Annotated in this window: 18 protein-coding genes; 12 read left to right on the forward strand and 6 right to left on the reverse strand. The window is 65.1% G+C overall.

Going from position 1 to position 21792, the window contains the following annotated elements; translation table 11 throughout:
- Nucleotides 1-49 precede the first annotated feature (49 nt).
- On the forward strand, nucleotides 50-1000 hold the full coding sequence (ppk2, locus tag WD006_RS02120) for a polyphosphate kinase 2 (RefSeq protein WP_011515412.1): 951 nt from the start codon (nucleotides 50-52) through the stop codon (nucleotides 998-1000).
- 208 nt (nucleotides 1001-1208) lie between these two features.
- On the forward strand, nucleotides 1209-2939 hold the full coding sequence (locus tag WD006_RS02125) for a M30 family zinc metallopeptidase (RefSeq protein WP_375198923.1): 1731 nt from the start codon (nucleotides 1209-1211) through the stop codon (nucleotides 2937-2939).
- A 51-nt stretch (nucleotides 2940-2990) separates the two neighbouring features.
- Here WD006_RS02125 and WD006_RS02130 read toward each other — a convergent pair whose 3' ends face one another.
- Complete coding sequence (locus WD006_RS02130; protein ID WP_029308395.1) at nucleotides 2991-4082, reverse strand: substrate-binding domain-containing protein; 1092 nt, start codon at nucleotides 4080-4082, stop codon at nucleotides 2991-2993.
- A 143-nt stretch (nucleotides 4083-4225) separates the two neighbouring features.
- On the opposite strand from WD006_RS02130, the gene WD006_RS02135 reads away from it, so the two are divergent.
- From WD006_RS02135 to WD006_RS02155, 5 genes are all read left to right on the forward strand, one after another.
- Nucleotides 4226-4735, forward strand: coding sequence for a formate dehydrogenase subunit gamma (locus WD006_RS02135; RefSeq protein WP_011515415.1), 510 nt, complete (start codon nucleotides 4226-4228; stop codon nucleotides 4733-4735).
- A complete protein-coding gene (locus WD006_RS02140; RefSeq protein WP_011515416.1) occupies nucleotides 4732-6288 on the forward strand; it encodes a formate dehydrogenase beta subunit in 1557 nt (518 codons plus the stop codon). Before WD006_RS02135 ends, WD006_RS02140 begins: the two co-directional genes overlap by 4 nt.
- Nucleotides 6289-6376: 88 nt before the next feature.
- A complete protein-coding gene (gene fdhF, locus WD006_RS02145) occupies nucleotides 6377-9250 on the forward strand; it encodes a formate dehydrogenase subunit alpha (protein ID WP_011515417.1) in 2874 nt (957 codons plus the stop codon).
- A gap of 16 nt (nucleotides 9251-9266) precedes the next feature.
- The gene (fdhD, locus tag WD006_RS02150; RefSeq protein ID WP_011515418.1) at nucleotides 9267-10112 is read left to right on the forward strand and encodes a formate dehydrogenase accessory sulfurtransferase FdhD; all 846 of its coding nucleotides are present in this window, start codon (nucleotides 9267-9269) and stop codon (nucleotides 10110-10112) included.
- 8 nt (nucleotides 10113-10120) lie between these two features.
- Nucleotides 10121-10363 (forward strand): formate dehydrogenase subunit delta, encoded by a 243-nt coding sequence (locus WD006_RS02155; protein ID WP_011515419.1) that lies wholly within the window; start codon nucleotides 10121-10123, stop codon nucleotides 10361-10363.
- A gap of 9 nt (nucleotides 10364-10372) precedes the next feature.
- Here the strand turns inward: WD006_RS02155 and WD006_RS02160 are convergent, their stop codons facing one another.
- The 3 genes from WD006_RS02160 to WD006_RS02170 form a co-directional block, all read right to left on the reverse strand.
- Complete coding sequence (locus WD006_RS02160; protein ID WP_011515420.1) at nucleotides 10373-11068, reverse strand: transglycosylase domain-containing protein; 696 nt, start codon at nucleotides 11066-11068, stop codon at nucleotides 10373-10375.
- Nucleotides 11069-11157: 89 nt separating this feature from the next.
- Nucleotides 11158-12207, reverse strand: a complete 1050-nt coding sequence (locus WD006_RS02165) for an Ldh family oxidoreductase (RefSeq protein WP_029308394.1) — start codon at nucleotides 12205-12207, stop codon at nucleotides 11158-11160.
- Between the two features lie 61 nt (nucleotides 12208-12268).
- Nucleotides 12269-13792, reverse strand: a complete 1524-nt coding sequence (locus WD006_RS02170; RefSeq protein ID WP_011515422.1) for a DASS family sodium-coupled anion symporter — start codon at nucleotides 13790-13792, stop codon at nucleotides 12269-12271.
- A 347-nt stretch (nucleotides 13793-14139) separates the two neighbouring features.
- On the opposite strand from WD006_RS02170, the gene WD006_RS02175 reads away from it, so the two are divergent.
- Nucleotides 14140-14892, forward strand: coding sequence for a tyrosine-protein phosphatase (locus WD006_RS02175; protein WP_227874060.1), 753 nt, complete (start codon nucleotides 14140-14142; stop codon nucleotides 14890-14892).
- On the opposite strand, the gene WD006_RS02180 is transcribed toward WD006_RS02175, so the two are convergent.
- Nucleotides 14889-16106, reverse strand: coding sequence for an acetate/propionate family kinase (locus WD006_RS02180; protein ID WP_011515424.1), 1218 nt, complete (start codon nucleotides 16104-16106; stop codon nucleotides 14889-14891). The two genes, WD006_RS02175 and WD006_RS02180, sit on opposite strands and share 4 nt — an antisense overlap.
- A 23-nt stretch (nucleotides 16107-16129) precedes the next feature.
- Nucleotides 16130-17080, reverse strand: a complete 951-nt coding sequence (locus WD006_RS02185; RefSeq protein ID WP_011515425.1) for a phosphate acetyltransferase — start codon at nucleotides 17078-17080, stop codon at nucleotides 16130-16132.
- A gap of 306 nt (nucleotides 17081-17386) precedes the next feature.
- Here WD006_RS02185 and WD006_RS02190 point away from each other — a divergent pair, with 306 nt between their 5' ends.
- From WD006_RS02190 to WD006_RS02205, 4 genes are all read left to right on the forward strand, one after another.
- The gene (locus WD006_RS02190) at nucleotides 17387-19651 is read left to right on the forward strand and encodes a DUF3141 domain-containing protein (RefSeq protein ID WP_011515426.1); all 2265 of its coding nucleotides are present in this window, start codon (nucleotides 17387-17389) and stop codon (nucleotides 19649-19651) included.
- A 90-nt stretch (nucleotides 19652-19741) separates the two neighbouring features.
- Entirely contained in the window at nucleotides 19742-20521 is a 780-nt protein-coding gene (gene fabI, locus WD006_RS02195; protein WP_011515427.1) for an enoyl-ACP reductase FabI, read from the forward strand.
- A 105-nt stretch (nucleotides 20522-20626) separates the two neighbouring features.
- The gene (locus WD006_RS02200; protein WP_011515428.1) at nucleotides 20627-20869 is read left to right on the forward strand and encodes an RNA recognition motif domain-containing protein; all 243 of its coding nucleotides are present in this window, start codon (nucleotides 20627-20629) and stop codon (nucleotides 20867-20869) included.
- 110 nt (nucleotides 20870-20979) lie between these two features.
- On the forward strand, nucleotides 20980-21786 hold the full coding sequence (locus tag WD006_RS02205; RefSeq protein ID WP_011515429.1) for a TOBE domain-containing protein: 807 nt from the start codon (nucleotides 20980-20982) through the stop codon (nucleotides 21784-21786).
- Nucleotides 21787-21792 lie beyond the last annotated feature (6 nt).

Genomic DNA, 21792 nt, shown 5'->3' on the forward strand with positions numbered 1-21792 from the left:
TCCGGCGCACAGCCGTACGTCAGTCCGGCGTACGTGATGGAGGAAAGCCATGGATTACAACGACGAGGCGCTGATCCGCCGCATCCACCAGGAAGTGGCGGATTACTATGACGAAGAGCTCGAACTCGAGCTCGAAGATCGTGACCCGGGACTGATCCAGCGTGTGCTGGATGGCGATATTGGTGGCCCGGGGGACAACAGCAACCTCAACGGCGACGATGTCGAGCGCGCCGAACGCCATCGCTATTTCCGCGAACTGTTCCGCCTGCAGGGCGAACTGGTCAAGCTGCAGAGCTGGGTGGTCGAAACCGGCCACAAGGTCGTCATCCTCTTCGAAGGGCGCGATGCGGCGGGCAAGGGTGGTGTGATCAAGCGGATCACGCAACGCCTCAATCCGCGTGTCTGCCGCGTGGCCGCGCTGCCGGCGCCGAACGATCGCGAGCGCACGCAGTGGTACTTCCAGCGTTACGTGTCGCATCTGCCGGCTGCCGGCGAAATGGTGCTGTTCGACCGTAGCTGGTACAACCGCGCGGGCGTCGAGCGCGTGATGGGTTTCTGCACCGACGAGCAGTATGAGGAGTTCTTCCGCTCGGTGCCTGAGTTCGAGCGCATGCTCGTGCGCTCTGGTATCCAGGTCATCAAGTACTGGTTCTCGATCACGGACGACGAGCAGCATCTGCGCTTCCTGAGCCGGATCCACGATCCGCTCAAGCAGTGGAAGCTGAGCCCGATGGATCTGGAGTCACGCCGTCGCTGGGAAGAGTACACGCGCGCCAAGGAAGTGATGCTCGAGCGCACGCACATCGACGAGGCGCCGTGGTGGGTGGTGCAGGCGGTCGACAAGAAGCGCGCGCGCCTGAACTGCATTCATCACTTGTTGCAGCAGATGCCGTACGTGGAGCCGCAACAGCAGAGCGTCCTCCTGCCGGAGCGGGAGCGTCATGCCGATTACGTGCGGCATCCCGTGCCGGGCAACATGATCGTGCCGGAAATCTACTGACACCGGACGCCGCGCCCGGACTCCCGGCCGCGGCGCTCCCGAGATGACCGATACCCTGCGTTATCGCAAATCTTGCGCTGCACCGGGGTGATTCGGGTCTCAAGCGCAGCCATGGGCGCGTCGATATCCAAGGGTGACCCCGGGGACGACGCGCAAGGGCGCGTCGGCATCACTGGGGACCGTCTACTTTTCCTCGGGAGTCCCCTTGATGCGTCAAAACCTGGCACGCGCGTCCGCGTGCGTACGACCCTTTCCGCGTGTTTCTGGCTGGGCCGGGTTGGCAGCGATGAGTGTGCTGGCGCTGGCAGCCTGTGGCGGCGGTGGCGATGGTGGGTCTGGCACCACCGCCACGCCCTCTACCGCCACTACCACCACCACCACCACCACCACACCCCCCGCTGCGCCTGCGCCGTTGCTGGTCACCGGCCTTGACCCGTCGTGCAGCGGCTGCGGCGCAGCCTCCGCCAGCAGCTATGCGGGAGCCGGCACCGGTATCTGGGGTCGCGCTCCGGGTAGCAGTGACATGGACGTCCAGTACGCCATCTCCGGCGTGGCCGGACGGTCAATCTCGCTGATGCTGACCAATCTGTCGAACACGCTGGTCGCCATGCCGGCCTCGGTCTCGTCGAGTGTGGCGGCGGACATGCTATCGCCCCAGGCGTTGAGCGCGGTCTCGGACGCCGAAGCCACACAGCGCGCCATCGGCGAGTACAACCGCGCGGGCTGGGTGGACACCCTGCAGAACGGGCCGGAGCCACGGCTGAGCACAATGGGAGTGTCGGCGCCGCTATCCGCGACGGTCGGTCTGGCTGTGGGGGCGCAGAAGAGCTGGTATCACACTGACAAGACCACGCGTCCGGCCACGTTGCGCACGCAGGTGACGGCCCCGGGCAATGTGCGAGTCAACTTCTGGGTCGAGGACGCCGAGTTCACTGCCGGAAACATCACGCAGGCGATGGTCGACGGTCTGGCCGCCGCGTTCGCGAACAGCGGTGGCATCTACGACAAGCTCGTCAATATCGGCGGCCCGGTCTGGGGACCCAACAGCTACGGCGGCACCATGTTGCCCGACGGCCAGCCGCTGGACATCGTCATTCTCAATTTCAACCGCGACGGCCAGCCGTTCGGTACGGTCGGCTACTTCTGGAGCATGCACAACTTCCTGAAGAGCAGCGCACAGAACAGCAACGAGGCGATCTCGCTCTACCTGGACAGCGAGACCCTGTCTCTCGGCGGCGCGTCCGGTCTGCAATCGGTCAAGACGGTCATGGCGCACGAAGGCACGCACATGCAGAACTTCTATCGCCGCCAGGTCAGCATGGGGGCTGCGTACGCCTACGATACCTGGCTCGAGGAAATGACGGCGATGCAGATGGAGGACTTCCAGAGTCACGATATCGATCCGACGTACAACCCCATCCGCGATCTGCGCCTGCCGGACTTCTATCGCTATGGCGCCTATAACTGCAACGTGCTGCAGTTCACGGGATTTGGCGCGTCGTGCGAAAGCTATTCGGTGTCCGGCAGCCTTGGAGGCTTCCTCAATCGCCAGCTAGGCCTGGCGTTCTACAAGGATCTGCTGACGCGCGCCACGACGGGTTCTAAGACCGTGCTCGATCAGGCGATTCGCGCGGCACAACCGGGCTGGACGTTTGAACAGGCCCTGCTGAACTGGAAGGTGACCACGACCGCTGCGCTGCCGGCTGCGTCGGCGCCCGCCGGCTTTGGCTACCCGGGCCGGACGGATGGCGTGTATGTGCTGCCACAGATCGATCCGTCGCTGCCGGCGTATGCGGCGCTGCGAAAACTGCCGGCCATCGCCCCGATCTTCCTGCAGGGCTATGGCACTTACGCGGCTGCGCGTAGCGACAGCAACGGCGTGTACAGCGACAAGGTGCGCGTGCCGGCGGGTGCGGCGCTGTCGGTCGTGGTGTATTGATTCGGGAGTCAGGCGCGTCAGGCGCGTGGATGGGATTTCCCCGCCACGCGCCTACGGCAGCATTCCCGGGAACGCTTCCTCGAATGACTGCACCAGTCCGGTCATCTCGCCATCGTAGCCGGGCAGCGCATTGACGCGCTCCCGGAAACTCCCGCTCTTCATCGCGTTCACCGCTCCCGTCAGCGCCGGGTTCTGCAGCGCCTTCGTCTCGATGGCGAAGAAGTAGCGCTCCTTGAGCACCGGCACGAACTCCAGCCCGAAGCGGCGCGCGGCCGTCTCCACGCCGAAACCCACATCGGCCATGCCGCTGCCGATATATGCGGCCACCGCGGCGTGGGTGAACTCGCCGTTGTTGAAGCCTTCGATGCGGCTGCTGTCGATGCCGCGCCTTGCGAGCATCAGGTCCAGCAGCAACCGGGTGCCAGAGCCCATCTGGCGATTGACGAAGCGCACGTCGGGGCGCACCAGGTCTTCCAGCGTCAACACATTGAGCGGGTTGCCCGGCCGCACGAACAACCCCTGCGCGCGCGTGGCCAGGTGAATCAGGCAGTGGGTTTGCGGATGCAGCAGGCGCGTGAATCGCCGCAGTGTCTCTTCCTCGAACTCGCCGATCGGCACGTGGAAGCCGGCGATGTCACAGGCGCCTTCGGCCAGCGCGGCGGCGGCTTCCAGGCTGCCGCAGTACTTCAGGTCGTGCCGCACCTTCTGTTCATCGAGAAAATCGCGTAGCGCGGCCACCGCGAATCCGTGGCTGGCATGGATGCGCACGGCCGGGTCGGACTCGGCCATCAGCTTCTTGAGTTCGATCTCGAGTTCCGAGGCCAGGCTTTCCAGTGTGGGCGACAGCCGCGCGGCAATGCGCTTGCTGGCCCAGACGAGTTGCTGCGCCAGCGGCGTCAGCACCGATCCGCGCCCGCGTGTCTTGGCGATCAGCGCGCCGCCGAACAGGGTCTCCGCATCGCGCAGGATTCCCCAGGCGTAGCGATATGACAACGACACCGCTTCCGCCGACTGGGCGATATTGCCGGTGGCTTCGATATGGCCGAGCAACGCCACGAGTCGCGATACGTCGAGCGCTGGCGCCGGTGTCCGGGCCGTGTCGTCGCGAATCTGCAGGTGGGGGTGGATCGAAATGCGGAGCATATGCGGAAAATAGCATATTGAACGGGGCAAACCACGGTCCTATAGTCGCACAAAGCGGCAAAAAAGCCAGCCTCGGTACCACCAAATATGTAGAAAAAAGCCGATATCGGTGGGTGCCGCAAAACGGTACGGAGACACAGTTCATGCCAGATACCATCCCCACCGGCGGTGACGCCGCGGGCGTTGCCGACGCCGTCGCACGCATCGTGGCCGCCCGGCGCGATATGCCAGGCGCGCTGCTGCCGATCCTGCACGACATCCAGGACAGCCAGGGTTTCATTCCGGCCGATGCGGTATCGGTCGTCGCACGCGCGCTCAATCTGTCGCGCGCCGAGGTCCATGGCGTGATCACGTTCTATCACCACTTCCGCGAGCGGCCGGCTGGCCGTACCGTGGTGCAGGTCTGTCGCGCAGAGGCTTGCCAGTCCGTCGGCGCCGACGCGCTTGCCGCCCATGCGCGCAAGGCACTCGGGTGCGACTTCCACGAGACCACCGCGGATGGCCAGTTCACGCTCGAGCCGGTCTACTGCCTCGGCCAGTGCGCCTGCGGCCCGGCAATGACGATCGGCGATCGTTTGCATGGGCGCGTCGACATGCAGCGATTCGACAAGCTGATCGACGCAGTCCGCGAGCGCGAGGAGGCCCAGGCATGAGCACGACGATCTTTGTACCCCGCGACTCCACCGCATTGGCGCTGGGCGCCGATGAAGTGGCGCAGGCCATCGCGCGCGAGGCGGAAAAGCGCGGCGCGGATGTGCGCATCGTGCGCAACGGCTCGCGTGGGATGTTCTGGCTGGAACCGCTCGTCGAGGTGCAGACCGATGCGGGCCGGGTGGCGTATGGCCCGGTCACCGAGGACGATGTGTCCGCGCTGTTCGACGCGGGATTCCTGCACGGCGGCAGCCATGCGCTAAGCCACGGCGCGACTGCCGAGATTCCGTTCCTGAAGAAGCAGGAGCGGCTGACGTTCATGCGCGTTGGCATTACCGACCCCTTGTCGCTTGACGACTACATCGCGCACGAGGGCTTCGTCGGGCTGACCCGCGCGCTGTCGATGGCGCCCGCGGAGATCGTGCAGGAGGTCGTCGATTCGGGCCTGCGCGGCCGTGGCGGCGCGGCGTTCCCTACCGGCATCAAATGGAAGACCGTGCTCGGCGCCCGGTCCGACGTCAAGTACGTGGTGTGCAATGCCGACGAGGGCGACTCGGGCACATTCTCCGACCGCATGGTGATGGAGGACGACCCGTTCATGCTGATCGAGGGCATGGTGATCGCGGGTCTGGCCGTCGGGGCGGAGCAGGGCTACATCTACACGCGATCCGAGTATCCGCACGCGATTGCCGCGACCGAGGCAGCGATCGAGATCGCCACGCGTGCCGGCTGGCTTGGCGACGACATTCGCGGCAGCGGCCGCTGCTTCCAGCTGGAAGTGCGCAAGGGCGCCGGCGCCTACGTCTGCGGCGAGGAAACCGCGCTGCTCGAAAGCCTGGAAGGCAAGCGCGGCGTGGTGCGCGCCAAGCCTCCACTGCCTGCGCTGGAGGGGCTGTTCGGCAAGCCTACTGTTATCAACAATGTGATCTCCCTGGCCACCGTGCCAGTGATTCTCGCGCGCGGCGCGAAGTTCTATCAGGACTTCGGCATGGGCCGGTCGCGCGGCACGCTGCCGTTCCAGTTGGCCGGCAACATCCGCCAGGGTGGTCTGGTCGAAAAGGCGTTCGGCGTGACGCTGCGCGAGCTGATGCTCGACTATGGCGGCGGCACGCGCAGCGGACGTGCAATCCGCGCGGTGCAGGTGGGCGGGCCGCTCGGCGCGTACCTGCCCGAGTCACGATTCGACACACCGATCGACTACGAGGCGTACGCGGCGTTCGGCGCGGTAGTGGGGCACGGCGGTATCGTGGTGTTCGACGAGACCGTGGACATGGCGAAGATGGCGCGCTACGCAATGGAGTTCTGCGCGATCGAGTCGTGCGGCAAGTGCACACCATGCCGGATCGGGTCCACGCGCGGCGTCGAGGTGATGGACCGCATCATCGCCGGCGACCAGCCCGTGAAGCACGTGGCGCTGGTGCGCGATCTTTGCGACACGATGGTCAACGGCTCGCTTTGCGCGATGGGCAGCATGACGCCGTACCCGGTGCTGTCTGCACTGGACGAGTTTCCGGAAGACTTCGGCCTGTCGGGCAAGGCTGCGAAGGCAGCCTGAACGCGGCCTGAGCGCGGCAATCAAAAAAAGCACGACGCGCTCCTCAGGAGCGCGCGACCTCACAGCAGTGAAAGACGGGAGACATCCCTTGAACGCTCGAGACGATTTCGACTACGGTACCCCGGCCAGCGACGCCGAAACGCAGGTTACGCTGGAAATCGACGGGGTATCCGTCACCGTGCCAGCCGGCACCTCCGTGATGCGCGCCGCCGCCGAGGCGGGCGTGGGCGTGCCGAAGCTCTGCGCCACCGATTCGCTGAAGGCATTCGGATCGTGCCGCCTGTGCCTGGTGGAGATCGAAGGCCGGCGCGGCTACCCGGCTTCTTGCACCACGCCCGTTGAAGCGGGTATGAAGGTGCGCACGCAAAGCGAAAAGCTCGGCGATCTGCGCCGTGGCGTGATGGAGCTCTATATCTCCGATCACCCGCTCGATTGCCTGACCTGCCCGACCAACGGCAACTGCGAGTTGCAGGACATGGCCGGCGTGGTGGGCCTGCGCGAAGTGCGATACAACGATGGCGCCGGCACTGCCCCGCCGATCGCCACGCACACGCATCTGGCCAAGGATGAATCGAATCCGTACTTCACGTATGACCCATCCAAGTGCATCGTCTGCAATCGCTGCGTGCGTGCCTGCGAGGAGACGCAAGGCACGTTCGCGCTGACGATCAGCGGCCGGGGCTTTGATTCGCGTGTGGCGGCCGGCACCAGCCAGCCGTTCATGGAATCGGACTGCGTGTCGTGTGGCGCCTGCGTCCAGGCGTGTCCCACCGCCACGCTGACGGAAACGTCGGTGATCCAGCTGGGCCAGGCGTCCCACAGCAAGATCACCACGTGCGCGTACTGCGGCGTGGGATGCTCGTTCAAGGCCGAGATGAAGGGCAACGAGGTCGTGCGGATGGTGCCGTACAAGGACGGCGCCGCCAACGAGGGTCATGCCTGCGTGAAGGGCCGCTTCGCGTGGGGCTATGCCACGCACAAGGACCGCATCCTGAAGCCGATGATTCGCGCCAGGATCACCGACCCGTGGAGGGAAGTGTCGTGGGAGGAGGCGATCGGATACGCGGCGTCGCAGTTCCGACGCATCCAGGCCGAGCACGGCAAGGATTCGATTGGCGGTATCGTTTCGTCGCGCTGCACCAACGAGGAAGGCTATCTGGTGCAGAAGCTCGTGCGAGCCGCATTCGGCAACAACAACGTCGACACCTGCGCGCGTGTCTGCCATTCCCCCACCGGCTACGGCCTGAAGACGACCATCGGTGAATCCGCCGGCACGCAGACGTTCCGCTCGGTGGCCAAGGCCGACGTGATCATGGTCATCGGCGCCAATCCGACCGACGGGCACCCGGTGTTCGCCTCGCGCATGAAGCGACGCCTGCGCGCCGGGGCCCGGCTGATCGTGGTCGATCCGCGCCGCATCGATCTGGTGGAATCGCCGCATATCCGCGCCGACTATCACCTGCAATTGCGTCCGGGCACCAATGTGGCGGTGGTGACGTCGATCGCGCACGTGATCGTCACGGAGGGGCTGCTGGCCGAGCAATTCATCGCCGAGCGTTGCGAGGACCGCGCGTTCCAGCAATGGCGAGATTTCGTCGCGCTGCCCGAGAACTCGCCCGAGGCACTCGAAGCGGAGACCGGTGTGCCGGCCGAACAACTGCGTGGCGCAGCCCGCCTCTACGCCACCGGCGGCAACGCTGCGATCTACTACGGTCTGGGCGTGACCGAACATGCGCAGGGTTCGACCACGGTAATGGCCATCGCCAATCTGGCCATGGCCACCGGCAATATCGGTCGCGAAGGCGTGGGCGTCAATCCGCTGCGCGGCCAGAACAACGTGCAGGGGTCGTGCGATATCGGCTCGTTCCCGCATGAGCTTCCGGGCTACCGTCATGTGTCGGACTCGACGGTGCGTGGCAGCTTCGAGGCCGCGTGGAATGTCGAGATCAACCCCGAGCCCGGTCTGCGTATTCCGAACATGTTCGAAGCGGCGATTACCGGATCGTTCCGGGGTCTGTACTGTCAGGGCGAGGACATTGTCCAGTCCGACCCAAATACGCAGCACGTGGCCGAAGCGCTGTCGTCGATGGAGTGCATCGTCGTGCAGGATATCTTCCTGAACGAAACCGCCAAGTACGCACACGTGTTCCTGCCGGGTTCGTCGTTCCTGGAGAAGGACGGCACGTTCACCAACGCGGAGCGCCGGATCTCGCGCGTGCGCAAGGTGATGCCGCCGAAGGCCGGATACTCGGACTGGGAGGCAACGATCCTGCTGTCGAACGCGCTCGGTTATCCGATGCACTACAACCATCCGTCCGAGATCATGGACGAGATTGCGCGCCTCACACCCACGTTTGCGGGTGTCAGCTACAAGAAGCTTGAGGAACTTGGCAGCATCCAGTGGCCGTGTAATGCCGAGGCCCCGGAGGGCACGCCGACCATGCACGTGGACACTTTCGTGCGCGGCAAGGGCAAGTTCATCATCACGAAGTACGTGCCGACCAGCGAAAAGGTCAACCGAAAGTACCCGCTGATCCTGACCACGGGGCGCATCCTGTCCCAATACAACGTTGGCGCGCAGACACGGCGCACGCACAACGTGCATTGGCACGATGAGGACCGCCTCGAGATCCATCCGCACGATGCGGAGGAACGCGGGATCAAGGACGGCGACTGGGTCGGGATTCAGAGCCGTGCCGGTGAAACGGTGCTGCGAGCGATCGTCAGCGAGCGGATGCAGCCCGGCGTGGTCTATACGACGTTCCACTTCCCCGAGTCCGGCGCCAACGTGATCACGACCGACAACTCGGACTGGGCCACTAATTGCCCGGAGTACAAGGTGACGGCCGTGCAGGTGATGCCGGTGGCGCAGCCCTCCACGTGGCAGCGCAACTACCATGCCTTCAACGAGGAACAGCTGGCACATCTGCGCGCGGCCGGCGAACCCACACCGACGCGATGAGCCAGGGAGCACGGCGATGAAGCGAGACATGCCTGACGAGAACGGCCTGGGTGAAGCTGGAGTATTGCCAGTGCAGCACACGCGTGCGGTCACGCGCTGGCGGCAGGGTGCCGCCTCCGCCGAGATCGATCATCTGGCCGAGGAAATGCCGGTGGCGTTCGAGTACAACGGCATCTCCCACGCGGTGATGCTGGCCACGCCGGCGGACCTGGAGGATTTTGCGATCGGCTTCAGCCTGACCGAGGGCGTGGTCGACAGCGCGCGCGACATCTACGGTATCGAGGTGGAAGCCGCCGAGAATGGCGTGACGGTGAAGCTGGAGATCGCCAGCGCTGCGTTCGTCACGCTCAAGAGCCGGCGCAGGGCGTTGGCGGGACGTACCGGTTGCGGTCTCTGCGGCACGGAATCGCTCGAGGAGGTCATGCGCGCGCCGCGGAAGGTGCATAGCACTGCGGTGTTCGATCCCGTGGTGTTCGATGATGCCTTCGCCGCGCTGCACAAGCGGCAGGCGCTGCTGCGCGATACCGGTGCCACGCACGCGGCAGCGTGGTTGCGCGCGGATGGCGACGTATCGCTGGTGCGCGAGGACGTGGGCCGCCACAACGCACTCGACAAACTGGCCGGCGCGCTGGCGCGGGGCGGCGAGGACGTGAGTCATGGCGCAGTGATCGTCACCAGCCGCGCCAGCTACGAGATGGTGCTCAAGACGGCCTCGATTGGCGCGGGTATCCTGGCGGCGGTGTCCGGATCAACGGGGCTGGCTGCGCGTCTGGCCGAATCGGCGGGCGTCACGCTGGCCGGTTTCGTGCGCGGCGGCACCCTGGTCGCCTACTCTCACCCCCAACGACTCAAGCTTGCGTAGGGTCCTTCATGCATATCGACAATCTGGTCAAGATGGCCAATCAGATCGGCACGTTCTTCGAAGCGATGCCAGATCGAGATGAAGCGCTGGGGGATATCGCCAGCCATCTGAAGCGGTTCTGGGAGCCACGGATGCGGCGCGCGCTGCTGGCCCATATCGACACGACAGGCGGGGAAGGGCTCGATCCGATCGTGCAGGCTGCCGTGGCGCGTCATCGCGACAAGGTGGCGGTGGCGCAGGTGGCCGCGTGACGCGCGAGCCTACTTGAGCCGCAGCGGTTCGAGCAGTGCGGCATCGTACTGGGCGCGCGTGATGCGGCCCAGTTCCAGCATCCGCAGCAGGATGTAGGCCTGGCGCTGGCGAGCGCGGCGCGGATTGACCACCGGGTTGTTGGCGGATGGCGCCTTGGGCAGCCCGGCCAGCATCGCGCATTCGGCCAGCGTGAGCCGGTCGACCGGTTTGCCGAAATAGGTTTCGGCAGCCTCGCCGAAGCCATACGCGCCCTGTCCTAGGTAGATCTTGTTCAGGTAGATCTCCAGGATTTCATCCTTGCTCAGTGCGTTCTCGATCCGGTACGCCAGCAGGATTTCGTAGAGCTTGCGCGTGTAGGTCTTCTGGCGCGACAGATAGAAGTTACGCGCCACCTGCATCGTGATCGTCGACGCGCCTTGCGAGAGATCGTCGGAGAGATTGGCAATGCCGGCGCGCATTGCGCCCACATAGTCCACGCCGTCATGCAGGTAGAAGCGGTCGTCTTCGATGGCGACCACGGCCTCGGGCAAGTTGTGCGGGAAATCCGCGATCTTCACGTAGCCGGGCGAATCGCGAAATGCCGTCAGCGCGTCGAGGGACGGCAACTGCCGATTCGCCATCACGATGGCGAAGGCTAGCAGCAGGGCGCTCCCGATGATGGCGAGCAGAACGAATTTGACGAGGGCGGACCAGAGACGTTGCATGGCGCGTATTGTGCCATTGGCGGCTATCGCGTCTGGGAAATCTCTGATGCTCTCCTGTCACCGGTCCGTGCGAAGCGTGCGTCAATGGCCTACGCCGCCGGCATATCCACCCCGAGATCCCCCGCCAACGCTGCCAGATGGCTCCAGATCTTCGGATTGATCTCCAGATGCGTTGCCGCCGCGGCGCGATGCATGGCTTCGTACTCGCCCGGATACTGCACCTGGTCGAAGCCTGGCGCAGGCGGCGTGTCGTGGAGGTAGCGCACGAAGGCCTCTACCTCCTCCCGTTCCCAGTTGATGCCGAGATCGAGTTCGGGATTCAGCAGCACCGCGAACAGGTTGTTCGTGGCCACGCCGCCGCGCGGGTTGTCCGGCTGGATCGTGCCACCGCCGGACAACACCCCGGCCAGCAGTTCCGCCACCACGCCGAGACCGTAGCCCTTGTGGGCGCCAAACGGCAGCAGCGATCCCGGTTGATCGTCGAACATGACCCCCGCATCGGTAGTCGGGTTGCCTTCGGCGTCGATGATGCTGTTCTCCGGCGCGGGCTCGCCTTTCTCCGCCAGCACGCGTGCCTTGTTGATGGCGATGGCGCTGGTGGCGATATCGACGACGAGCGGCGGTCGCCCGTTCGGCATCGGCCCGGCAAAGCAAAGCGGATTGGTGGTGAGCCGTGGCACGCGGCCGCCGAAGGGCGCGACCACGGGCGGCCGGTTGATCACGTTGGTGAAGCTCAACAGCACGAAGCCTGCGCTGGCCACCATCTCGCCATAGTGGCCCATGCGGCCAAGGTGGTGCGATTTGCGCAGTGTCACGATGCAATGGCCGTGCTGACGCACGCGTTCGATGGCACGCGTCATCACGGTCTTGCCGACGTGCTGGCCAAAGCCGCCGTTACCGTCGAACACCATCAGCATGTCGCGGTCGAGCACGCACGCAGCGCGTCCGGTGGGATTCACGTTGCCACTCTCGATGGCACGGCGGTAGTTCGGCAGGATCGACAGGCCGTGGCTGACGTAGCCGCTGCGATCGGCTTCCACCAGGTGCTCGGCCACGTCATCGGCGATATCGGCGGGCACACCCTGCGCCGCCAGGATGCTGCGCGCGAACTGCCGCGCGCTGTCTAGGGTAATTTTCATCATCGTTGGGGGCGAAGGTTTGGGGGCGCTTGTGTCAGCGGCGAGGTTGCATGTTTGCCGGTCAGATCCAGCCAAGCCAGCGCCAGTACGTCGACGCGAACAGCAGCATCAGCAGATACCCGATGATCGTGGTCGGGATGCCGATGCGCGCGAACTGTCGCCCGTTGAAGGTATCGGTGCCGAGGCAGACCATGTTCTGCGGTGCGTTGATGGGCAGGATGAAGCCGAAGCTGACCGTGAAGCCGAGCAGCATCGTCATGCCGACCTTGTTCATGTCACCGGGTATGGTTTGCAGTACCGAGATCAGGATCGGCAGCATCGCGGAGGTCAGTGCCGTGGCGCTGGCAAAGCCGAGGTGGATCAGGATCAGGAATGCCGCCAGCACGGCAAAGACCAGCAGCGTGCCGTGATTGGCCAGGCCGGAATGCGTGACGACGAATTTCCCGAGCCATTGGCCGGCCTGCGTGGTCAGCAGCGCGGTGCCCAGGCTGATACCAACGCCGAACACGATCAGCGTGCCCCATGGCGTGCGTTGCTGCATCGTCTTCCAGTCCATCACGCCGATGCGCGGCAGCATCAGGATCACCAGGCCCACGAACGTGATCGACGCCGTATCGAACTTGTGCAGCTTGCCCTCGGTGGCCCAGAACAGCAGCAGGCCGATGGCGACGGCAGCCAGGCGCTTCTGCGGGCCCGTCATCGGACCCAGCGCGGCCAGCTCACGCTGCACGGCTTCCTTGCCGCCCGCAATTGCGTCGGTTTCAGGCGGAAGCAGCCAGCGCACGAGGAAGTACAGCACGATCGACATCACGATGGCCCAGGGAGCGCCGGCAATCAGCCATTGCAGCCAGGTCACGCGTTCGCCGAGCAGCTTGTCCATGAAGCCCGCGGTCAGCAGGTTCTGTGCGGCGGCGGTCTGGATACCGACGTTCCAGACGCTGGTGGCTTGCGCGACCATGATCATGATGCCGGCTGCGATGTTCGACTTCTTGTCGACGCCGAATGCGGCGATCACGCCCATCATGATCGGCACGGTACATGCGCTGCGCGCGGTGGCGCTCGGCACCACCAGGCTGAGCAGGATCGTGACGGCGATCGTGCCGATCAGGATGCGTCGGGTACTGGTGCCGATGGCCGACAAGGTGACCAGCGCGATGCGCCGGTCCAGTCCGGTCACGGTCATGGCCGCCGAGATGAACAGCGCGGCGGCGACGAGGGCCAGCGCGGTGTTCGAGAAGCCCGCCAGGGCCATGCCAAGCGCGCGCGATGTGCCATATAGCGTGTTGGGGTCATTGACCATCGGCGCGAAGCCGATCAGGCCGGCCATCAGCGACGTGATCATGATGGCGCTGGTCTCGTAGGTCACCGCTTCGGTAATCCACACCACGACCGCGAATGCCAGGATGGCCAGCATGCGCTGACCGGCCACAGGCAGGTCAGCCGGCATCGGTATCAGGAGCACCGCGATCAGCACGACCACGGCCGCATACAGACCCCAGTGGATATTGAGCTTGGGCGCGGCCGCGACGGCCGTCGCGGCGGTGGGGGCGCCGGAGGCGGCAGGAGGTACTTGTGATTCAGGCATCGTGGAATCCCTATGTTGGATCAGCCTGCCAGTCGCGTCGTATCGCAGGATCGCCGCGGCCGACATGGGCTCATTATGTGAAGCCAAGGCCGATGTGCCAAGGTGCTGGTGACGGCGCAATTGCTGGATATCAACTCACTGTGATGTCAGGCTTCGATGCCAGCAATGGGGCCTTGTGCGGATCGAGTGAGTGTGATTGCGCGTGGATGGGTGTATGAGCGGCACGGAAGCATGAAGCCGTACGTGGCACCTGTCCTTCGATGCGGCGATCTGAAATAATTGAAGCCGATGCTGAACGTTTTTGGAAGGCGTGCTTGACCGCACGCTTATGCGAAATGACCAATAATATGAATCACGACACACGCCCCTCGCTGGGGCTGGAGACGATCCCCAACGCGCGTGACCTTGGCGGACTGGCCGGTTTATCCGGCCGTCGCGTCAGGTCGGGCAAGCTCTATCGCAGCGCGAATCCCGCGCTGGCCTCGGCCGCCGATCTCGATCGCCTGCATTCGCTCGATCTGGATATCGTTGTCGATTTCCGGTCTCCCGGCGAGAAGTCGCCTGCCGAGGCCGCTTTCGGCGAGCGCTTTCACTGGCTCGCGGTGCCGGTGCTGGAGGGCAGCATGGCGATGGATGTGCTGGTGCCGCGCCTGCGTGCAAGCACGCCCACACAGATGCGAGACTTCATGCTCGATGTGTACCGCGATTTTCCGGTGCGCTACCGCGAGGCGTTCGGCGCGTTCCTGCGTCATGCCGAGGCCGGCCGCACGCTGTTCTATCACTGCACCGCAGGCAAGGACCGCACAGGCTTTGCGTCGTTGCTGTTGCTATCGGCGCTTGGCGTGTCGCAGGACGAAATCGTTGCCAATTACCTCGAATCCAATCACTGGAATCGCCGCCTCAACGAAGATGTGCTGGCGCGCGTGGCCCCGATCGGGGTCGACGCGGACGTCATCATGCCGTTGCTCGAAGTGCGGCCCGAATACCTGGAAGCATCGATGGATGCGATTGCGCGGGCCTACGGCAGTGTGGAGCAATTTCTTGCCGATGACCTGCGCATCGATGTGGGGCAACTACGCGGGCACTACCTCGAAGATTAGCCGCCGTTTAGCAGGATCTTCGCGGTCGAGAGGGCGATCATGCCTTCCTCGTCCGTCTGCAGCGCCAGCACCGGCACGCGGCTTGTGTCGCTGCTGATGCGCTGGCAGTTGTCGCCATTGGCCGCGGCATCCAGCGAGATGCCGAAGAGATCGGTGAGGTGCGCGCAGACGCGTGCGCGCACGTCCGGCGAGTTGGCGCCGATACCAGCCGTGAAGACCAGTCCATCCAGGCCACCCAGCGTGACCGCGAGCTTGCCGATTTCCTGTGCGGCGCGATAGGCGTAGAAGTCCACGGCCAGCTTCGCGCGCGGCGTATCGCTGGCCAGCAGTGCGCGCATGTCGCTGCTGACGCCGGAGATACCCTTCAGGCCAGATTGCCCATAGAGCATCGCCTGGATTGCGTCGGGCGTCATCCCTTGCGCCGCCAGCCACAGCACCGCGCCGGGGTCGATCGTGCCGCAGCGCGTGCCCATCGGCATGCCGTCCAGCGCCGTGAGGCCCATGGTCGATTCCACGCTCTTGCCGCCGCGCATCGCGCACAGGCTCGCGCCATTGCCGAAGTGGGCAACGATCACGCGGCCCTCGGCCAAGTCGGGCGCCACCTGCTTGAGCCGGCGCGCGATATACGCGTAGGACAGCCCATGAAAGCCGAAACGCCGGATGCCCTGCTCGTAGTACTCGTAGGGCAGCGCCATCAACTGGGCCATCGGATCGTGCCCGGCGTGGAACGCGGTGTCGAAGCACGCCACCTGCAACAGGTCGGGCGCGGCGGCCCGCACCGCGCGGATCGCCGTCAGGTTGTGTGGCTGGTGCAGCGGTGCCAGCGGTACCAGCGCATCGAGCCTGGCGATCACGTTGTCGTCGATGCGCACGGCGTCGGCAAAGTCCATGCCGCCATGCACCACGCGATGGCCGATCGCTACCGGCGGCGTGTCGCGCAGGCCTTCCTGCAGCCTGGCCTGGATCAGGCGGAACGCCGCATCGTGATCGGGCACCAGCTCCACGGGAAAGCGCTCGTCGGCGACGACGGTTCCATCGGCCAGGCGCCCCTCGATATGCGGCGCCACGCCGATACCTTCGATCTGACCGTGCGCAAGCTGCGCGGGCAGGACTTCGACGTCCTCGTGAGCAGCCTCCGGCACGGAGAAGATGGAAATCTTGACGCTCGACGAGCCAGCGTTGACGACGAGGATGACGGGATGAGCAGTGGTCACGCGGCGAATCTCCGTAAGTGGCTTCAGACCTTGACGGCTGCCTCGGTGGCAACACGGCGTGCATGGGCGATGAGCACGGCGATCGCGCAACTACCAATGCGCGCGCGCACGCTGTCGGCGCGGCTGGTCAGGATGATCGGCACGCGCGCGCCAAGCACGATGCCAGCCGCTTCCGCACCGGCCAGGAACGTGAGCTGCTTGGCGAGCATGTTGCCGGCTTCGAGGTCCGGCACGAGCAGGATATCGGGGTCGCCGGCCACTTCGGAATGGATGCCCTTGGTTTCGGCCGCGGCCTTGCTGATGGCGTTGTCGAACGCCAGCGGACCATCGAGCAGGCCGCCTTCGATCTGCCCGCGCAGGCTCATCATGCACAGCGCGGCGGCGTCGATCGTCGACGGGATCTTGTCCGTCACTGTTTCCACGGCCGAGAGAATCGCCACCTTGGGGCGCTCGACGCCGAGAATGCGCACGAGGTCGATGGCGTTGCGCACGATGTCGGCCTTCTCGTTCAGCGTGGGGAAGATGTTGACCGCGGCGTCCGTGATGAACAGCGGCTTGTGATAGGTCGGCACGTCCATCGCGAAGACATGCGAAAGGCGCCGTTCCGTGCGCAAACCGCTGGTGCTGCGCGTCACGGCGTGCAGCAACTCATCGGTATGGAGGCTGCCCTTCATCAGCAGTTCGGCGCGGCCCGAGCGCACGGCTTCCACGGCGGCTTCGGCCGAAGCATGGCTGTGAGGCGTGTCGATGATCGGGGTATCGCCGAGGGTCAGGCCGTGCTCCTCCGCCACTTGCCGGATGCGCCACTCGGGACCAACCAGCAGCGGAGTAATCAGGCCAAGTCGTGCAGCTTCCAGTGCGCCATCGAGCGATGACTGGTCGCACGGATGCGCGACGGCGGTGGGGATGGGGGGCAGCCCCTCGCAACGCGCGAGCAGCTGGGCGTACTTGTCGGTGGACGGTGTGGTCGGCATAGGCAGCGTTCCCAGGAACCAAACGGTTTTGGAGGGCAGGCATCCTGGGGGCCACGGATGCTGCATTGCGCAAACGTCTTGCGGCAAAGTATATGCCAATGTTCCAACTGCTACGATGACACGCATATGTCATGGGTGACCGATATGTTCGGAGTGGCGCTTCGGCCAATTGCCATGTCGCCGCGACACTGGTAGATTTTCGGTGTTGCATCGCAGCAAGCGCACCGGCGCTGATCTATCGGTCATCCGGGCGACACCTCTTGCCGCGACACCCTGACTCCGCCTATCCAGACTGGGAGAAACGGAATGACCGCACGTCAACCGACCGCTGTCACATCGACAGCGGAGGCACCCTCACCGGCCGCGACCGCGCTCGCCGGGTTTCTTCCACCAGTTCCGCCTACCGCCATTGCGCACGCCGCATGGGAGTACGGCCTCGATGCGTGGCAACGCTCGATCCTGTTCCTCGACATCCTTCGGCAGCGCGGCAATGAAACCGCGGAGCACGAGCGCGGTGGTATGCCGCCAGTGCTGGTTTTCGACTACGAGGTACTGATCGACGGTCGCGATTTGCCGACGCCGGTCAACTACGCGCTGGTTCGCATCGTGCCACCTGAAGGGCAACCGACGGACCCGGCCAAGCGGCCGTTCGTGGTGATGGACCCCCGCGCGGGGCACGGTCCCGGCATCGGCGGGTTCAAGTCCGACAGCGAGATTGGCAACGCGCTGCGCAGTGGGCATCCGTGTTACTTCATCACGTTCTTCCGCGATCCTTGCCCGGGGCAGACGATCGAGGACGTCGCGCGTACGGAAGGCCTGTTTCTGCAGGCGGTCGCCGAGCGCCACCCCGATGCGCCCGGCAAGCCATTCGTCGTCGGCAACTGTCAGGCAGGCTGGGCCCTGCTGATGCTGGCGGCTGCCGCGCCGGAAGTCACCGGCCCGATCCTGCTGGCTGGCGCGCCTGTGGCGTACTGGTCCGGAGTGCGTGGCAAGAATCCGATGCGGTACTCGGGTGGCCTGCTTGGCGGCACCTGGCTGGCATCGCTGGCTGCGGATCTGGGCAATGGCCGCTTCGACGGCGCCTGGCTCGTCCAGAACTTCGAGAAGCTCGATCCCGCGAACACGTTCTGGTCGAAGCTCTACAACGTTTATGCCAAGGCCGATACCGAGGGTCCGCGTTTCCTGGAGTTCGAGCGCTGGTGGGGCGGCCACTTCCTGATGAACCGGGGAGAGATCGACTGGATCGTGCAGAACCTGTTCGTCGGCAACCATCTCACAGCGGGTGAGGTGCGCAGCAACGACGGCAAGACGGTGATCGACCTGCGGAACGTGCGCTCGCCGGTGATCGTGTTTGCCTCCTGGGGCGACAACATCACGCCGCCGCAGCAGGCGCTGAACTGGATTCCCGATCTCTACGCGAACGTTGACGAGATCGTCGCCAACGACCAGACCATCGTCTATTGCCTGCATCCTTCGATCGGCCACCTCGGCATCTTCGTATCGGGCAGCGTGGCCAACAAGGAACACTCGGAACTCTTCTGCGCGCTGGACCTGATCGACGTGCTGCCGCCGGGCCTGTACGAAGCGAAGATCGATGACATCGCGCCGGGCACGTCGCACAAGGATCTGATCGAAGGCCGCTACATGGTGCGCTTCGAACGGCGCACGATCGACGACATCCTGGCGCTCGACGACGGCCGGGACGACGAACTGCCGTTCCAGGTGGTGCGCCGCGTGGCCGAGATCAACCAGCATCTCTACGATACGTTTGCCTCGCCGTTCCTGCGCGCGATGTCGAACGAGTCGATGGCGGAGGTGATTCGGGCGGTGCATCCGACGCGGCTTGAACGCTCGCTGGAAGGTGACACCAATCCGTGGATGCAATGGGTGAGCGCGATGGCGCCGGCCGTGCGCGAAGCGCGCCAGCCCGTGTCACCCGACAACCCGTTCCTGGCCATGCAGACCGCGATTTCCGACCAGATCGTGCGCTCGCTCGACCTGTACCGCGATATGCGCGATGCCTGGCAGGAACAGGCGTTCTCGTCGATCTACGCCACGCCGTGGCTGCCGGCCCTGTTCGGCATGAAGGTGGATACCGAGCGCGCCGAGTCGCCCGCCGTTAGCGCGCTGCGCACGGAGGTGGCGGAACTTCGCCGTCGCGAGGCGCTGTCCCGGATCGGCGAGGGCACGCTGGTCGATGGATTCCTGCGTATCCTGGCCTACGTGACGGCGGGCAAGTCCGCCATCGAGGAACGTCCATTCAACCTGCTACGCAAGCTGGCGGTGGAAAACCCGCCCGACGAGCGTTTCACGCTGGCCGAGTTCAAGGACGCGGTACGGCGTCAGAGCTATGTAGTCAGTCTCGACCCCGAGGCCGCGCTGCGCACGCTGCCACAACTCGTGCCGGACATGAAGGAGCGCCGCCGGGTGATGGTGCTGGCGCATCGCGTGCTGACTGTCGGTGGCCCGCTCGAGGGCGAGTGGATGGAGCGTTATCGCAAGGTCGCTGACGTGATGGGTACCGATCACGGCAAGGCCACGCGCGAGGCGGACGCCGACGCCAAGACCTGATTCACGATTACCGTTTTGCTCCGCCTCTGCGTGCCGGAGGCGGGGCGGTGGTCGTGTATCGCTCATCACGTAGCTTCGCCGGAGAATCCGATGGTGCAAGTACCGAATCCACCCCTTGCAGGGGCGCGCGTGCTCGTCGTGGGCGTGGCGAACGAGGACTCGATTGCCTGGGGCTGCGCCCGGGCGTTCCGGGAAATGGGCGCCGAGATCGCGCTGACCTATCTCAACGACAAGGCGCTACCGTACGTGGAGCCACTGGCGCGCCAGGTGGAGGCGCCGATCCTGATGCCGCTCAATGTCGAGGACGATACACAGATGGACGCGCTATTCGCGCGTATCGCAGCAGAATGGGGGCAGCTGGATTCCCTGGTCCATTCCGTGGCTTTCGCGCCGAAGGCCGACCTGCAGGGCGGACTGCTCAATTCATCGGCCGCCGGATTCGCACGGGCGATGGATGTCTCCTGCCACTCGTTCATTCGCATGGCGCGCCGCGCAGTGCCGCTGATGCCGCACGGCGGCACGATGTTCGCGATGAGCTACGACGGTGCCAACCGCGTGGTGCCGAACTATGACTTGATGGGGCCGGTAAAGGCCGCGCTGGAAGCCAGTTGCCGCTATCTGGCCTATGAGCTCGGGCCACGCAACATCCGCGTGCACGCGATCTCGCCCGGGCCGCTGAAGACGCGCGCGGCGTCGGGGCTCAAGGACTTCGACGCTCTGCTGGCCGAGGCGGCGGGGCGCGCGCCGTTGGGCGAACTGGTCGACATCATGGATGTTGGCTTCGCCACCGCCTACCTGGCTACGCCGTACGCGCGACGGCTGTCGGGCAACACCGTGTACGTCGATGGCGGTGTGCACGTGATGGCCTGACAGGATGGGGCGACGCTGTGTGCGATCAGCGCATAAGGCACACGACGTGACGCGGAGCGCGGCCTACAATACACCCAATGCCAACGCACCGAGAGAGAGGCCGCCATGCAGGTACTGATCCGCGGGCTGCATCGAGATGTGACGGCGGATATGCTGCGCGAGAAGCTCAAGATTTACGCCCGCGTCATCTCGATCGAGATCATGCGCGAGGGTGACGCCGATCATCCATGGGCATGGGTGGATCTGGACGTCGACGCCTTCACGGCCTGGCGGCTGTTGCGCCAGCTCGACAAACAGTACTTCGCCGGCAGCATCATGCGCTGGTACATCCCGGCGCACCAGAACTAGTGGATGCCGCGTGAATGCCGCGCCGATACGGCACTGGTGTCAGTGCCGTATCGGCGCGGTGTCGGCTGGCGGTACCATACGCTATCTTTCACTTCCCACACCGTTAGCACATGCTCGAACTCCAGGGAGCGATCTGGTTTCGCGCCGGCACGCATGATTGGGGCGGCAAGGACCGCATCGCGCTGCTGGCTGCCATTGGCGAACATGGCTCGATCACGGCCGCGGCGCGCGCCGTCGGCATCAGCTACAAGGCTGCCTGGGACGCCATCGACGCCATGAACAACAGCGCCGGCGAGCCGCTGGTTTCGCGCGCGGCTGGCGGCAAGGGCGGGGGCGGTACCCGACTGACCGAACGCGCCGAGCGCCTGATCCGCACCTACCATGCGATGGAGGCCGAGCACGCCCGCTTCGTCGCCTACCTTGACAAGGTCGGGAGCGCATTGAGCGATGCGGATGCCGACGACCTTCACCTGATGAGGCGATTCATGGTCCAGACCAGTGCGCGCAACAAGCTGTTCGGCCGCGTGGAAGCGGTTCGCGGCGGGGCCGTCAACGATGAAGTCACGCTGGCGCTGCCGGGTGGTCAGCGCGTTGTTTCCACTATCACGCATGAGAGCGTGGAGACCCTGGGCCTGGCGGCCGGCGCCGAGGCGTTCGCGCTCGTCAAGGCATCGTCGGTGATGATCGGCCTGCCCGACCCCAACGTGCGGCTGTCGGCGCGTAACCAGTTGCCGGGCGTGGTCTCGCGCGTGCAGCCGGGCGCGGTCAATGCCGAGGTAGTGCTCGATCTCGATGGCGGCGGCACGGTCGCGGCCATCATCACCAATGCAGCGGTGACGGAACTCGATCTGAAGGTGGGCACGCGTGCGGTGGCCATTTTCAAGGCGTCGAGCGTGATCCTCGGGACGGTGGGCTAGAGCAGC

The sequence above is a fragment of the Cupriavidus sp. Met-2 genome, from assembly GCF_049843575.1.
Lineage (GTDB): Bacteria > Pseudomonadota > Gammaproteobacteria > Burkholderiales > Burkholderiaceae > Cupriavidus > Cupriavidus metallidurans.